This is a genomic window from Streptomyces sp. OZ13 (assembly GCF_052068155.1).
Lineage (GTDB): Bacteria > Actinomycetota > Actinomycetes > Streptomycetales > Streptomycetaceae > Streptomyces.
Genome location: NZ_JBQHCZ010000008.1, coordinates 140,096 through 154,990 on the forward strand (window position 1 = coordinate 140,096; position 14,895 = coordinate 154,990).

Sequence of the window (14,895 nt, forward strand, 5' to 3'; positions counted from 1 at the left end):
GCGACGGGCACGGTGCCGGGCGGGTTCCTGGTCCTCCATCCGTGTCGCTGTTGGGCCGAACGGGTGAGGGGGGTGAGGATGGACCCATGAGTAGGTACGAGAGGTACGACGTCACCGACGAGCAGTGGGAAGGTCTGGCCCAGGTCGTCCCGCTGCGCGGCCGCAACGAGTGGCCGTCGCGGGTCGACCACGTCACGGTCCCACGGGAGTACGAGGCCGCCGAGCACCGTCGTTTCATCGTGCTGCGCGTACAGGTCTTCGGTGACGCGCGCGAGGTCGCCGAGTACCTGGTCGCCGGGATGCCGGTGCTGCTGGACCTCACCGGCGCCGACACCGACGTCGCCAAGCGGATCCTCGACTTCAGCAGCGGTGTGGTGTTCGGACTCGGGTGCCAGATGCACCGGGTCGACCGGAACGTCTTCCTGCTCGCACCCGTCGGCACCGAGGTCGAGGGGGCCGCGGCCGCGGCCGTCCCTCATTCGTAGGAAGGTCCCTCAGGCGGAACGGTTCGGCGTGTCCAGGGCTGCGTACCGTCCCGATCATGGACACGAAAACGCAGGTCATGGACGTGAGAACGCCGATCGGGAGCCGAACGCCGGTCGTCGGTCCCCAGACGTCGCCCGGCCGCGGGACCAACGCCCGGCCCGCCGTCACACAGTTACGGCTCTCCGCCTTCCGATCGCACCGTGCCGCCGTCTTCCCGCTCGGCCCCATGACACTCTTCGCGGGGCCGAGCGGCAGCGGCAAGTCCAGCGCGCTCGAGGCGTGCGAGGCGCTGGCGCTCCTGGGCGCCGGCCGCGACCTGGCCACGGCCTTCCCCGAGCCGGCCGAATGCGTCCCGGAGAGGGCGGTCGCCGACAGACAGGGGCGGCGCGGATTCCGTATCGGCTGCACGGTCGACGGCCCGGCCGGGCCGGTCCTGCTCGACCTGGCCGTGCAGACCGAGCCGACCCTGCGGGTGGCGGGCGAACGGCTCACCGGCGGCGGCCGGACCCTGCTGACCACGGCACTGCGTGACCCCGCGCGGTCCGTCGTGGAGGCGGCGTGGCACACCGCGGGCTCCGCGACCGTCACCCGTGGTCCGCTGCCCGACGACAGGCTCGGCACCGCGCTGCTGCCGTTGCGCGTCGCGGGGAGTACCGAGGCGCAGTTACAGGTGCTCGCCGCGGCCGAACAGGTCGTGGTGGCACTGCGGTCGGTGTTCGCATGCGACCCCCGGCCGGAGCGGATGCGCCGGCCCGTGCCGGCGGGGGCGGGGCGGCTGCGCCGCGGCTGCGACAACCTGGCCGAGGTCCTGCACCGCACACGCAGCGAATGCGCCAAGCGGCACGCGAGGCTTGCGACGGCGGCACGGATGGGGTGCGCGGGAGCCGTGGCCGACGTCGCGGTCGAGGAACTGGCGGGCGGGCGGGTGCGTGCCCTGCTCGCGCGGGGCGGTGCGCTGGGTTCGACACCCGTGGGACGGCTCGGCGAAGGGGAGCTCAGGTATCTGGGGCTCGCCCTGGTGCTGCTCACCGGGCCGGGCGTGCTCGCCATGGACCAGGTGGCGGAGGTGCCCGTGGCCTATCAGTCGCTCACGGTGCTCGCCGACGGCTTCGACCGCAGCCTCGACGCCGAACAGATCCGCCAACTGGTGGCGCTGGGGGCGGAGATGTGCGCGCGGGGGCACATCAGGCTGGTGGGGACCGTCACGGACGCGTCGTGCGCGCGAGGGATCGACGGCGTGACGGTGGTAGACCTGGTGCCGTGACGAGAGACGACGGGCTGGATGTCGAAGGGCTGCAGCGCAGACTGGCCGGGTTCGCGGCGGCGCGTGGCTGGGAGCCCTACCACACGCCGAAGAACCTGGCCGTGGCGCTGAGCGTCGAGGCGGCCGAACTGGTCGAGATCTTCCAGTGGTTGACGCCGGAGGAGTCGGCGCGGGTGATGGAGGAGCCGGAGGGGGCGCACCGGGTGCGCGACGAGGTCGCGGACGTGCTGGCGTACCTGCTGCAGTTCTGCGAGGTGCTAGGGATCGACGCCCTTCATGCGCTGTCGGAGAAGATCGACCGCAACGAGATCCGTTTCCCGCCGAAGTGAGAACCGGGGAGGAACAGCCGGTACCACCGGGCACACAACGCTACTTCGTCACTCTCCGGAGTTGTTGAGTTATCCACAACGGCCTTGCTGTCCACAGATTTCCGAATTCCCCTGGCTTTCCGGCTCAATGGGCTTCACTCTGGGTAATGAACTCAGTGAGCAGAATTTCGTACGAACGGGGGTGCGTACATGGATGCGGAACGGCTCGTCAGAATGTGCCGTCATGCGCTGGCCCAGAGCCGCGCGGTGCCGGAGATCGTCGCTGAGGCATGGCAGGCCCAGGCTCTCGCGCAGGCGATCGGCGCCCGTCTGGCGCTCGTCGGCCCGCCGGAACTGCGGGGCGAGGCCAGAGGGCTGAGCGAGATCGGCGGTCGCGGGTGCGGCGTGCTCGACCATCCGATGGTACGCAGCGGTACCGTCCGGGCCACGGGACTGACCGAAGTGGCCGACCCGGAGGCCACGTTACTCGCCCTGAACATCCTGCTCGGAGACGTCGGCATCGCACTCGTCGGCGTCGCCTGCGCCACGGACGACGAGGGGCTCTACTGGCAGTGCATCGAGACGATAGACGCCGCCGACGAGTCGAGCGACCGGGTACGCGGCATGCTGCGCCGGCTCGCCGAACGGGAACCGGACCGGCCACCGGAAACCGTCCGCGGCCGCGCCGGGCCCTGACGCTCACAGGGAGCCTTCGGCCGCCGGGCCGGGAGTCCAGGGTGCAGGATGGAACCATGGATCTTCGAATCTTCACCGAGCCCCAGCAAGGGGCGAGCTACGACACCCTGCTGGCCGTCGCCAAAGCCACCGAGGACCTCGGCTTCGACGCCTTCTTCCGCTCCGACCACTACCTGAGCATGGGCTCCTCCGACGGGCTGCCCGGGCCGACCGATGCCTGGATCACCCTGGCCGGACTGGCCCGTGAGACCAAGCGCATCCGCCTCGGCACCCTGATGACGGCCGGCACCTTCCGGCTCCCCGGTGTGCTGGCGATCCAGGTCGCCCAGGTCGACCAGATGTCGGGCGGCCGGGTCGAACTGGGCCTGGGCGCCGGCTGGTTCGAGGAAGAGCACAAGGCGTACGGCATCCCCTTCCCGAAGGAGAAGTTCGCCCGGCTCGAGGAGCAGCTGGCGATCGTCACCGGACTGTGGGCCACGGAGGTGGGCAAGACCTTCTCCTACGAGGGCACGCACTACCAGCTGTCCGACTCGCCCGCGCTGCCCAAGCCCGCCCAGCGGAAGATCCCCGTGCTGATCGGCGGCCACGGAGCGACCCGCACCCCCCGCCTCGCCGCCCAGTACGCGGACGAGTTCAACCTGCCCTTCGCCTCGATCGAGGACACCGAGCGGCAGTTCGCCCGGGTGCGCGCCGCCGCGGAGAAGGCCGGCCGCGCCCCCGGCGACCTCGTCTACTCCAACGCGCTGGTGGTCTGCGTCGGCAAGGACGACGCGGAGGTGGCCCGTCGCGCGGCGTCGATCGGCCGTGAGGTGGACGAGCTGAAGGCGAACGGACTGGCGGGCTCGCCCGCGGAGGTCGTCGACAAGATCGGGCGCTATGCCGCCACCGGCTCGTCCCGCCTCTACCTCCAGGTCCTCGACCTCGACGACCTCGACCACCTGGAACTGATCTCGTCGCAGGTCAGCTCGCAGCTGAGCTGACCGAGGGAGAGCACCGTGAAACCCGCCCGTACGCTCGCCGCCGCCCTCGAGGAAGGCCCCGTCGTCCTGGACGGCGGCCTGTCCAACCAGCTCCAGGCGCAGGGCTGCGACCTGACCGGCAGCCTCTGGTCGGCCCGGCTGCTCGCCGACGACCCGGAGCAGGTCGACGCCGCGCACACGGCGTACGTACGGGCGGGGGCCCAGGTGCTGATCACCTCGAGCTACCAGGCCACGTTCGAGGGCTTCGCCCGGCGGGGACTCGACCGGGAGCAGGCGGCCGGACTGCTGGGCCGCAGCGTCGGCCTGGCCAGGTCCGCGGCGGACGCCGCCGGCCATGAGGTGTGGGTCGCCGCATCCGTCGGACCGTACGGCGCCATGCTCGCGGACGGCAGCGAGTACCGCGGCCGGTACGGGCTCGGCGTGCGCGAGCTGGAGCGTTTCCACCGGCCGCGGATCGAGGCGCTCGCCGCCGCCGGTCCGGACGTGCTCGCCCTGGAGACCGTGCCCGACACGGACGAGGCGCGGGCGCTGCTCGACGCCGCCGAAGGGTGCGGCGTGCCGGTGTGGCTGTCGTACACCGTCGCGGGCGGCCGCACGCGCGCCGGGCAGCCGCTCGCGGAGGCGTTCGCGCTCGGCGCCGGCCGTGACCAGGTCATCGCCGTGGGCGTCAACTGCTGCGACCCGCGCGAGACCCCGGACGCGGTCGCACTCGCCTCGGAGGTCACCGGCAAGCCGGCCGTCGTGTACCCCAACAGCGGCGAACGGTGGGACGCCGTCTCCCGGTCCTGGCAGGGCGGCTTCGGGTACGACCCGGGCATGGTGCGCGCATGGCGTGACGCCGGGGCACGCCTGGCAGGCGGCTGCTGCCGGGTCGGCCCTCGCGAGATCGCGGAGCTCGCGCGGCTGCTGCGCCCTTGAAGCTTCGCGCCGGGCACGCCCGGTGGCGCCCCGGACACGGGCCGTCCCCTGACGAAAACCCCTGGTCGGGGCAGCCGATGAGGACGATACTCAAACGCGTGTTCCTGACGATCAGTACCACCGGCACCGTTGAACGCCCCGCGACCGACCTCGGATATCTGCTGCACAAGCATCCCGACAAGGCGCAGGCGTTCTCCACCTCGCACGGCACGGCGCACGTCTTCTACCCCGAGGCGTCCGCCGAGCGGTGCACGGCCGCACTGCTCCTGGAGGTGGATCCGGTGGCCCTGGTGCGGCGCGGCAAGGGCAAGGGCCGCGGCGGCGCCCCCGACTCGGCGCTCGCCCAGTACGTCAACGACCGCCCCTACGCGGCGTCGTCACTGCTGGCCGTCGCCCTGACCACCGTGTTCAAGAGCGCCCTGCGCGGCGTGTGCGCCGCACTGCCCGGGCGGGCGGAGGCCCCGATGCCGCTGCGTGTCGAGGTGCCCGCGCTGCCCGCCCGCGGCGGCGCCGAGCTGGTGCGGGCGCTCTTCGGGCCGCTCGGCTGGAGCACGGTGGAGGCCGAACCGGTCGCGCTCGACGCGCAGTTCCCCGAGTGGGGCGACTCCCGCTACGTACAGCTGGTGCTCGAAGGGGAGCTGCGGCTCGCCGACGCGCTGCGCCAGCTCTACGTGCTGCTGCCCGTCCTCGACGACGCCAAGCACTACTGGGTCGCGCCCGACGAGGTCGACAAGCTGCTGCGCGCCGGTGAGGGCTGGCTCGCCGACCACCCCGAACAGAAGCTCATCACCAGCCGCTACCTGTCGCGCCGCTGGGGACTGACCCGCCGGGCCATGGAGCGCCTCGAACTGGTGCGGCTGGCCGAGGCCGACGACCTCGACGTCGAGGACGTCGACAACGCGGTCGACGAGACCACCGACACGGAGGAGCGCCCCGTACCGCTCGCCGAGCAGCGCAGGGCCGCCGTCCTGGAGGCACTGCACACGGCCGGCGCGAGCAGGGTGCTCGACCTCGGCTGCGGCCAGGGCCAGTTGGTGCAGGCCCTGCTGAAGGACACCCGGTTCACGGAGATCGTCGGCGTCGACGTGTCGGTGCGTGCGCTGACCGTCGCGGGCCGACGTCTCAAGCTGGACCGCATGGGCGAGCGGCAGGCGTCCCGCGTCAAGCTGATGCAGGGATCGCTCACGTACACCGACAAGCGGCTGACGGGATACGACGCCGCCGTGCTGAGCGAGGTCATCGAGCACCTCGACCTGCCGCGGCTGCCGGCCCTGGAGTACGCGGTGTTCGGCTCGGCCCGGCCCCGGACGGTGCTGGTGACGACCCCGAACGTCGAGTACAACGTCCGCTGGGAGAGCCTGCCCGCCGGACATGTGCGCCACGGCGACCACCGCTTCGAGTGGACCCGCCAGGAGTTCCGCACCTGGGCCGAGGGCGTGGCGGAGCGCCACGGCTACGGCGTACGGCTCGTGCCCGTCGGGCCCGACGACCCCGAAGTGGGCCCGCCCACGCAGATGGCCGTGTTCGAGATCACCGAGAAGGAGGCGAAGGCCGCATGACCAGCACGACACTCTCCGAAAGCACGACAGCGCCCGGCCGCCGGCTCCCGGTGACCGACCTGTCGCTCGTCGTGCTCGTCGGGGCCACCGGTTCCGGCAAGTCGACCTTCGCGCGCAGGCACTTCAAGCCGACCGAGGTCATCTCCTCCGACTTCTGCCGGGGACTGGTCGCCGACGACGAGAACGACCAGAGCGCCAGCGGCGACGCGTTCGATCTCCTGCACTACATCGTGGGCAAGCGGCTCGCGGCCGGACGGCTCACCGTCGTCGACGCGACGAGCGTCCAGGCGGAGAGCCGCCGGCAGCTGGTGGGGCTGGCCAGGCAGTACGACGTCCTGCCGATCGCGATCGTGCTCGACATGCCCGAGGACGTGTGCGCGGAGCGCAACGCCGGCCGGCCCGACCGGGCGGGCATGCCCCGCCATGTCATCGCCCGCCACCGCCGCGAGCTGCGCCGTTCGCTGCGGGGCCTGGAGCGCGAAGGCTTCCGCAAGGTGCACATCCTGCGCAGCGTGGAGGAGGTGGAGAGCGCCGAGATCGTCCTCGAGCGCCGCTACAACGACCTCCGCCACCTCACCGGCCCGTTCGACATCATCGGCGACATCCACGGGTGCAGCTCCGAGCTGGAGACCCTGCTCGGCAAGCTCGGCTATGTGGACGGCGCCCACTCCGAGGGCCGTACCGCCGTCTTCGTGGGAGACCTCGTCGACCGCGGCCCCGACAGCCCAGGCGTACTGCGGCGGGTGATGGCGATGGTCGCCGCCGGCAACGCCCTGTGCGTGCCCGGCAACCACGAGAACAAGCTCGGCCGCTGGCTGCGGGGCCGCAACGTCCAGCACACCCACGGCCTCGCGGAGACCATCGAGCAGCTCGAGAAGGAGGACGACGCCTTCCGCGAGCAGGTGAAGGAGTTCATCGACGGCCTCGTCAGCCACTACGTGCTCGACGAGGGGAAGCTCGTCGTCTGCCACGCGGGCCTGCCCGAGAAGTACCACGGCCGCACGTCGGGGCGGGTGCGTTCGCACGCGCTGTACGGGGACACGACGGGGGAGACCGACGAGTTCGGACTGCCCGTCCGCTACCCGTGGGCGGAGGACTACCGTGGCCGTGCCGCCGTGGTCTACGGCCACACACCGGTGCCCAACACCTCATGGATCAACAACACGATCTGCCTCGACACCGGCGCCGTCTTCGGCGGCCGGATGACCGCACTGCGCTGGCCCGAGCGCGAACTGGTCGACGTACCGGCCGAGAAGGTCTGGTACGAGCCGGTCAGACCGCTCGTCACGGAGGCCCCAGGCGGCCGTGAGGGGCGGCCGCTGGACCTCGCCGACGTGCAGGGCAGGCGGGTGGTCGAGACCCGGCACATGGCGCGCATCGGCGTGCGCGAGGAGAACGCGGCGGCGGCGCTCGAGGTGATGAGCCGCTTCGCCGTCGACCCGCGGCTGCTCACATATCTGCCGCCCACGATGGCCCCGACGGCCACTTCCAGGGAGGACGGCTACCTGGAGCACCCGGCGGAGGCGTTCGCCCAGTACCGGTCCGACGGCATCGCCAGGGTCGTGTGCGAGGAGAAGCACATGGGCTCGCGGGCGGTCGCGCTCGTCTGCCGTGACGCGGACGCGGCGCGTACACGCTTCGGTGTCGAAGGCCCCACCGGAGCGCTGCACACCCGCACCGGGCGGCCGTTCTTCGACGACCCGGCGGTCACGGAGGAGATCCTGGGACGCCTGCGCACGGCCGTCACCGACGCCGGGCTGTGGGACGAACTCGACACGAGCTGGCTGCTGCTGGACGCGGAGCTGATGCCCTGGTCGCTCAAGGCGTCCGGGCTGCTGCGCTCGCAGTACGCCGCGGTCGGCGCGGCCTCAGGGGCCGTGCTGCCGACAGCGACGGCCGCCCTGGAGGCCGCCGCCGCACGCGGCGCCGCCGTGGAGGGCCTGCTGGACCGGCAGCGCGAGCGCACCGCCGACGCGGCCGCGTTCACCGAGGCGTACCGGCGCTACTGCTGGACCACCGACGGGCTGGAGGGAGTGCGCCTCGCACCCTTCCAGATCCTCGCGGCCGAGGGCCGCTCGCTCGCCGCGGTCCCGCACGACGAGCAACTGACCTGGCTGGACAAGTTGGTGGAGCACGACGCCACCGGCCTGCTCCAGGTCACCAGGAGGCTGATCGTCGACACGGGCGACGAGGCGTCGGTGCGCTCCGGTGTCGACTGGTGGCTGGAGATGACCGGGCGGGGCGGCGAGGGCATGGTCGTCAAGCCGCTCCAGGCTCTCGCGCGGGACGGCAAGGGCCGTCTCGTGCAGCCGGGCATCAAGGTCCGCGGCCGTGAGTACCTGCGGATCATCTACGGCCCCGAGTACACCCGGCCGCGGAACCTGGAGCGGTTGAGGGAGCGGTTCCTGAACCACAAGCGCTCCCTCGCGCTGCGCGAGTACGCCCTGGGCCTCGAGGCGCTGGACCGGCTGGGCGACGGGGAGCCGCTGTGGCGGGTCCACGAAGCGGTGTTCGCCGTGCTGGCCCTGGAGTCGGAACCGGTGGACCCGCGGCTGTGAGCCGCGGGTCCTGAGGGCGGGCGGCGCACGGACGATGCGGTCGCGACGGCCGTGTGACGGCCTCGGGCGCCCGGCGGGCGCCCGAGGCCGTTCGTACGTCGGGGGGCTCGTTCAAGAGGTACGGCTGAGGATCATGCGCCTGCGCGTTGATGAATGCGCCCCCTCGTGCCCCCAAGCTCCATCGAGATCATATTGACCGACCAATGACCGGCCCATAGCGTCGTTGCCCCGACGCAGTGTGACGGTTGGTCAACTCTGTGGCACGGAGTGCCGTGCGAGACCACTGCGCGGGAAGGAACGCCGGCGAAGGACGTGGTCCCCCGAAGGGCCAGCACATCCGCTGCGGGGGGCGAGTCGATGAGTCTGTTCGGAGGGGGCCGTTCGTTTCTCGACGCCCTCACTCCACAGGACCGCGCCACGCTCACCGCACTCGGAGCGCCCCGCGTCTACGCGTCCGGTGACGTCATGATCGAGGAGCGCGACACCAGCACCTTCGTGCTCCTGGTGCTCTCCGGCTGGGCCGTGGTCTCCGTGGGCACCGACCGCGGCGGCCGTCTCATCCTCGCCCTGCGCGGGGCCGGCGAGGTCGTGGGCGATCTTGCGGCCGTGGACCGCGGCCCGCGCAGCGCCACGGTGACCGCGCTCGGCGAGGTGCGCACCGTGGCCGTCTCCGGCGAGCGTTTCCGCAGCTTCCTCGCCGCCAGGCCGCAGGCGACGGCGCTGATCATGCGTCAGCTCACGGCCCGCCTGCGCAGCTCGGACGTGGAGCGGCGCTCACTGGCGTCCGGTTCCGTGCTCCAGCGGCTCGCCGCCCGCCTGGTCGAACTCGGCGGACGGGTCGGCCGCACCGACGGCGAAGGCACCGCCATCGACCTGCCCCTGCCGCAGCACGACCTGGCGGCGGCCATAGGAGCCACCAGGGAAGCCGTCGCCAAAGTGCTGCGGCTGCTGCGGGAACAAGGGGTCGTCCGCACCGCGCACAGGCGGCTGATCGTCACCGACATGGACCTGCTGCGGCTCCTCGCGCAGGGCCGCGAGCAACCGCCGCAGCGCGGACCGGGGAAGAAAAGCCCGCCACTTGTGTAAACGGCTACATCGCCCGTCGCACGACGCACCGAGTCTTGTTCCCGAGACGACAGCACCCAGGGGGTCCGAGTGAGCAGTGCAGCAGCCGTGAACAGACTGGTGGTCTTCGGGGACGCCTGCGGCTCGGGGCGCATGGGCCTCGACGCCAAGAGGCGTATGCGGGCCGCCATGTACGGGGCCTTCGCCGAGGCCTACGCCTCCGTGGGCGTCGAGGTGGACCGTGTCCACCAGGAGGACCGCGGCGACGGGATCCTCGCCGCGCTCGACCCCGGCGTACCGCCGACGCTGATGGTCGGCACCTGGCTCGACACGCTGTTCCAGAGCCTGCGCGAGCACAACGCGGGCAGCGCCGACCGCCTCCGGCTGAGGATCGGGATGAACGCCGGCCCGGTGCTCGACGACGGCAGGGGACTGGTGGGGCGTGCCGTGGACGTGGCGGCACGGCTCTGCGACAGCCCGGTCGCCAGGCGGACGATGGAGCTCGCCCCCGGCAGCGACCTGCTGCTGGTCGTCTCCGACTGGCTCTACGCCAACGTGGTGGCCGAGGGGGGCCGTTACGTCGAACCGGAGACGTACCGCAGCGCGCGGGTCCGTCTCAAGGAGACCGACGAGACCGCCTGGTTCCACATCCCCCGGTTACCCGCGCCCCCACTGCCCGAGGACCGGCCCGCAGCGGAGCCGGGCGCGGAGCACCGGAGCACGGGCGGCGCGGGCGGACCGGGGACCGAGACCGGCGGTGGGCCGGTACAGGGGGACGGCCCACCGCCTCCGGACCCGCCGGGGTCCCGCACCACAGGCACGAAGGGCACCACCGGCGTGGCCGGCCGGAGGGACCGGGCAAGGACGGCAGGCACGACCGTCACCCACATCAACGCCCAGGGCGACGTGGCCTCGTTCGAGAACAACGTGTTCCACGGTGAGGTGACCGGCATCCGCAAGGACCGCGGCCCGGCCGCCCCCGACGGGGACGGTGCCGCATGAGCAACGACCAGCCGGAGGCCCCGCCGCCCGACGCCCCGGCGGACGAGCAGAAGCCGGCCCCCGCACCCGACCGGAAACCCGCGGAACCGGACGCGGAGGCCGCCGCGCAGGACGCCGCGGAATCGGCTCCGGAACCGCCCAACCCCTTCGCCACGGCGGGCCGCAGCCCGATGGGATCCGCCGGCGGCACCGGCGGATCCGGCACCGCCCACGCGGCACGCCGGACCTTCGCACCGCGGCAGGCGGAGCGGGTCGTCACCTTCGGCGACGACGGCCAGTACTTCCACGGCAACTACTTCATCAACCAGTTCGGCGCCGGCACCGGCCCGGCCATGCTCGACGGCCCCGTCCCCGCGGAGGAACTGCGCCGGCTCGCCGGGGTCTACTGCGAGACCCCCGGATACGGCCGGATGCGGACCAGGCTGCGCGAGTGCGGGCTGCTGGTCCTGTGCGGAGAACGGGGGAGCGGCCGCACCGCCACGGCCCTCGCCCTGCTCTCCGAACTCACCGACAACCAGGTCACCCGGCTGGATCCCAGCGAGGCCGTGCACCGGATCTCCGGTGACATGCTCAAGGAGGAGTACGGGCACCTGCTGGAACTCCCGTCCGACGAGCTGCACCGGGAGGCCGGCCGGAGCACCCGCGGCGACGGCCGGGACGAGGGCCGCCACCCGGGCCGGCTCACGGAACTGCACCTGGACCGCTTCAGCAGGCAGTTGCTCACCGCCAAGGCGTTCGGCGTCGTCCTCGTGGAGAGCGGGGACCTGGCCGACCGGCTGCTGCGCGGCCGTTACGGGATGCAGCTGCGCCCGCCGGGGACCGAGGAGGTCCTCCACCGCCATCTGCGCATCCAGCTGCTCGGCGAACCACCGGAGGCCCTCGACGCCTGCCGCGCACTGGCCCGCCGCGAGGACCTGAAGGGCGCGCTCGGACTCGACGAACTGCGCCCCAAGGAGGCCGCCGGTCTCGCGGAGCTGCTCGCCCGCCACTGGCGCGGCGAACTGGGCGACGACGAACTCCTCGACCGCTGCACCACCTTCGTACGGGCGCAGGCCCGCGCGTGGTTCGCCGGCGCCGACCGTCCCGGCACCCTCCCCGAGGCCGGTCCCGCGCTGGGCGCCGCGGCCTTCCGTATCGCCGTCGCCGTGTTCAACGGCTCGCCCTACGGCCTCGCCGCGGAGGCCGCCGAGCAGCTCGCCTGGGAGATGTCCGTCACGCTGGATCCCGAACAGCCCGTCGGACGGCGGCTGTTCGGCACCCATGCCGACGACCGCCCGGCCCTGGCCCGGGCGGTCGTGGAGGACGCGGAGTTCGACCTCGGTGACGCGCAGATCCCGGTGCGCGCCGTCCGCTTCCAGGGCGAGGCCCTCGCGACCGCCGTCCTGCGCGAGGTGTGGAACGGCTACCACAACGCGCGCGGTCCGGTGGTGCGCTGGCTGCGGACCCTGTGCGACGACCCGCGGCCCCAGGTGTGGGTGCGTGCCTCCGTCGCCGCCGGCGTGCTCTGCTCCTGGGACTGGGTCCACGGGGCGGGCGAACTGATCGGCCCGATGGCCGCCGTGGACAGCCCCGTCCAGCAGATGTCGGCCGCGACCGCGCTGGCGGAGGCGTCCAGGGACGCGTCCGTACGGCCCGCGGTCGGCGCGCTGCTGAAGGAGTGGGCCACGTCGGGGGACGAGGCACTGGTGACGACGGCCCTGCTGGCCCACGGGTACGGCATGGCCGCCGGTTCCGTCCGCGCCTCCCTCGACGCGCTGGCGAAGGCGGTCCGGGCCGGCGATGTGACGACGCTGTCCAACGCGGCGTTCAGCGTCACCCGGCTGCTGGCAGGCGCGGAGCCGGCCACGGTCGTCGCCCGTCTCGGCGCCTGGCTGCGCGGCGGACAGCGGGAGCTCGCCGACCTGGTGCTGCTGAGCGTGCTGGGCACGCTGACCACGCGCACCACGTATCTGTGGGGTCTCGACGAGACAGAGGCACTGGAGGAGCACGCCCGCCGGCCGCTCCTCGTGGCCCTGCTCGCCACCCATGAACCCCTGGTCGGCAAGCTCGCCGACCTGGTGAGCCTCACCCTCGGCACCGCCCGCTCCGGCGAGGTGGCGCTCGAGGCCCTCGGGCGGGTCCTGCGCCAGTGTGCGGACGACCCCGCCCAACTGGAGGTGGTCCGCGGCTTCCTCCCGCTGATCACCGTGGAACGCAGGGACCGCGACCGGGTGCGGCACCTGCTGGCCCGGCTGGTCCGGGACGAGGACGACCCCTTGGACAAGAACACCGCCCGCCAACTCTGGGACGCGGCGGCGGAAGGAGCGATGCGATGACCCCGTCAGGCGCCGGAGAACCGTCCGCGCAGCAGCCGTTCCGGCCCGACGAGCGAGCAGGCGCGGACGAGCAGGCCGGTGCCGCCGAGCCGCGCAAGGGGCCGCTGCTGCGGGAGTGCGTCCTGCCGTACACGCCGCGCAGCGGCCAGGTGGCGGCCGTGTACCTGTACCCCAACGGGGGCCACAGCGTGCTGTGGCCGAGCCGCAGGGAGGACCACGACAAGCCCTGGTTCGGCGGACCCCGCGCCGTCTTCGAGGTGATCCTCGGGCGCCATGTCACCGCCTTCGACCTCGCCCTGCCGGCGGCCGGCGACGCCCAGTCGTTCAAGACGCGCGCCGAGGTGCAGTGGGAGGTGGACGACCCGCGGCTGGTGGTCGAGAAGGCCGTCTGGGACGTACGCGAGATGCTGCACGGCGATCTGCTGTACGGGCTGCGCCAGGTGTCCCGGCGGTTCCGGCTGACGGAGGCGCAGCGCGCGGAGGAGGCCGTCCAGGCCGAACTGCGGGCAGGCCGGATGGATCTGGGCGCCGATCTCGGCCTGCGTACCCGGGTGCATGTCTTCATCGACCTCAGTGACCAGGTCAGGGACCGGGTCGCCGAGCGTGACGACGTCGCCTTCGAGATGGAGAAGGACCGGGCGCAGGCCGAGGCGGACCGGCGGAAGGACCGGTACGAGCGCGAACGCGTCGCGGAGCGCGCCGCCCAGCTGGAGGAGGTCCTGCGGCGCGGCGAGGAGGCCGAGATCACCCATCTGATGGCGAGCAACCCCGACAAGGTGTGGGAGATCCGCCAGGCGATCCGGCAGGAGAAACGGGAGGGCCAGGCCGACTATCTGCACCTGTTCAACCGGTTGCTCGACGCGGGAATGCTGGAACGGCACGACGTGGGCGAGCAGATGTACGAGGTGCTCCGGTATCTGCGGGACAACAGCAGCAGGGTGACCGGCAGGGTCACCGACCGGGTGCTCACGTCCCCCGAGGGCGGCCGGCCCGCGCTCACCCCACGGAGGGACGAGACCCCGGAGCCGAGGCGGCCGTTCTGGGACGAGGAGCCGGAGGACGCCGCCGGCCCGGCCCCCGACGACGGGCACGTATACGAGCCCACCCGGGTGCAGTCGTCCGCGGAGCGGGACCGCGACTCGCGGCCGGCTGCCGGCTCGGGCGGCGCCCGCCCGAGCGCGGACTTCGACGACTGGGGGGACGAGTGAACGGCGGCGCACCGCCGGGCCCGGGCGCCGGTGCGCCTCCGGGCCCCGGCAGCGGGTCAGGCGCCGACCCCGGCGGCGACGTACGGTTCGTCGCCGAGCGGCTGCTGAACTCCGTACGCGAGGACATCGGCCGGGCCGACGCCAAGGCGGCGATCCTGCTCTCCGGAGCGGTCGCCGCACTGGCCGTCGCCTTCTCGCGCAACGAACTCCCGCTGCCGGCGTCCCGGGCGGCGGCAGCCGTCGTGACCGCCGGGCTGCTGCTCTACGCGGCGGGCGTGCTGATGCTCGTCGGCGTGATACTGCCGCGCACGCGGACCGGCGCGGACACCACCTTCCTCCGCGATCTCGCGGTCGGCACGCCGACCGATGAACTGCTCGTCCGGCTCTCGGAGTCGGGCGAGGACGTCGTGCGCTGGCTGGTCGGCCAGGCACGGGTGCACGGGGCGGTCCTGGCCGCCAAATACCGGTGGCTGCGCACGGGGGTCTGCACGCTGACCCTCGGCGCGCTGCTGGTCCTCTTCGGCGAGCTGTGGTGA

The 14,895-nt window shown here is 72.7% G+C and carries 13 protein-coding genes; all 13 read left to right on the forward strand.

Features of this window, described 5'->3' with window-relative positions; translation table 11 throughout:
• The first annotated feature begins 86 nt into the window (after nt 1-86).
• The 13 genes from ACTMTU_RS19850 to ACTMTU_RS19910 all read left to right on the forward strand — a co-directional run bounded on the left by ACTMTU_RS19850 (nt 87) and on the right by ACTMTU_RS19910 (nt 14,895).
• Nucleotides 87-485 (forward strand): cell division protein SepF, encoded by a 399-nt coding sequence (locus ACTMTU_RS19850; protein WP_441264827.1) that lies wholly within the window; start codon nt 87-89, stop codon nt 483-485.
• A gap of 56 nt (nt 486-541) precedes the next feature.
• On the forward strand, nt 542-1,750 hold the full coding sequence (locus ACTMTU_RS19855; RefSeq protein ID WP_441264828.1) for an AAA family ATPase: 1,209 nt from the start codon (nt 542-544) through the stop codon (nt 1,748-1,750).
• Nucleotides 1,747-2,079: a nucleotide pyrophosphohydrolase gene (locus ACTMTU_RS19860; RefSeq protein WP_441264829.1), complete on the forward strand. Its 333-nt coding sequence runs from the start codon at nt 1,747-1,749 to the stop codon at nt 2,077-2,079. Before ACTMTU_RS19855 ends, ACTMTU_RS19860 begins: the two co-directional genes overlap by 4 nt.
• A 189-nt stretch (nt 2,080-2,268) precedes the next feature.
• Nucleotides 2,269-2,754: a DUF6099 family protein gene (locus ACTMTU_RS19865; RefSeq protein WP_441264830.1), complete on the forward strand. Its 486-nt coding sequence runs from the start codon at nt 2,269-2,271 to the stop codon at nt 2,752-2,754.
• A gap of 56 nt (nt 2,755-2,810) precedes the next feature.
• Complete coding sequence (locus ACTMTU_RS19870; RefSeq protein ID WP_441264831.1) at nt 2,811-3,734, forward strand: LLM class F420-dependent oxidoreductase; 924 nt, start codon at nt 2,811-2,813, stop codon at nt 3,732-3,734.
• A 15-nt stretch (nt 3,735-3,749) separates the two neighbouring features.
• A complete protein-coding gene (gene mmuM, locus ACTMTU_RS19875; RefSeq protein ID WP_441264832.1) occupies nt 3,750-4,652 on the forward strand; it encodes a homocysteine S-methyltransferase in 903 nt (300 codons plus the stop codon).
• Between the two features lie 98 nt (nt 4,653-4,750).
• Nucleotides 4,751-6,211, forward strand: a complete 1,461-nt coding sequence (locus ACTMTU_RS19880) for a 3' terminal RNA ribose 2'-O-methyltransferase Hen1 (protein WP_441264833.1) — start codon at nt 4,751-4,753, stop codon at nt 6,209-6,211.
• Entirely contained in the window at nt 6,208-8,769 is a 2,562-nt protein-coding gene (locus ACTMTU_RS19885) for a polynucleotide kinase-phosphatase (protein ID WP_441264834.1), read from the forward strand. The genes ACTMTU_RS19880 and ACTMTU_RS19885 overlap by 4 nt, the downstream gene beginning before the upstream one ends.
• 357 nt (nt 8,770-9,126) lie before the next feature.
• Complete coding sequence (locus ACTMTU_RS19890; RefSeq protein WP_441264835.1) at nt 9,127-9,855, forward strand: Crp/Fnr family transcriptional regulator; 729 nt, start codon at nt 9,127-9,129, stop codon at nt 9,853-9,855.
• A 69-nt stretch (nt 9,856-9,924) separates the two neighbouring features.
• On the forward strand, nt 9,925-10,836 hold the full coding sequence (locus ACTMTU_RS19895) for a hypothetical protein (protein WP_441264836.1): 912 nt from the start codon (nt 9,925-9,927) through the stop codon (nt 10,834-10,836).
• Complete coding sequence (locus ACTMTU_RS19900) at nt 10,833-13,151, forward strand: hypothetical protein (protein WP_441264837.1); 2,319 nt, start codon at nt 10,833-10,835, stop codon at nt 13,149-13,151. The genes ACTMTU_RS19895 and ACTMTU_RS19900 overlap by 4 nt, the downstream gene beginning before the upstream one ends.
• Nucleotides 13,148-14,359: a hypothetical protein gene (locus ACTMTU_RS19905; RefSeq protein ID WP_441264838.1), complete on the forward strand. Its 1,212-nt coding sequence runs from the start codon at nt 13,148-13,150 to the stop codon at nt 14,357-14,359. The genes ACTMTU_RS19900 and ACTMTU_RS19905 overlap by 4 nt, the downstream gene beginning before the upstream one ends.
• Complete coding sequence (locus tag ACTMTU_RS19910; protein ID WP_441264839.1) at nt 14,356-14,895, forward strand: Pycsar system effector family protein; 540 nt, start codon at nt 14,356-14,358, stop codon at nt 14,893-14,895. The genes ACTMTU_RS19905 and ACTMTU_RS19910 overlap by 4 nt, the downstream gene beginning before the upstream one ends.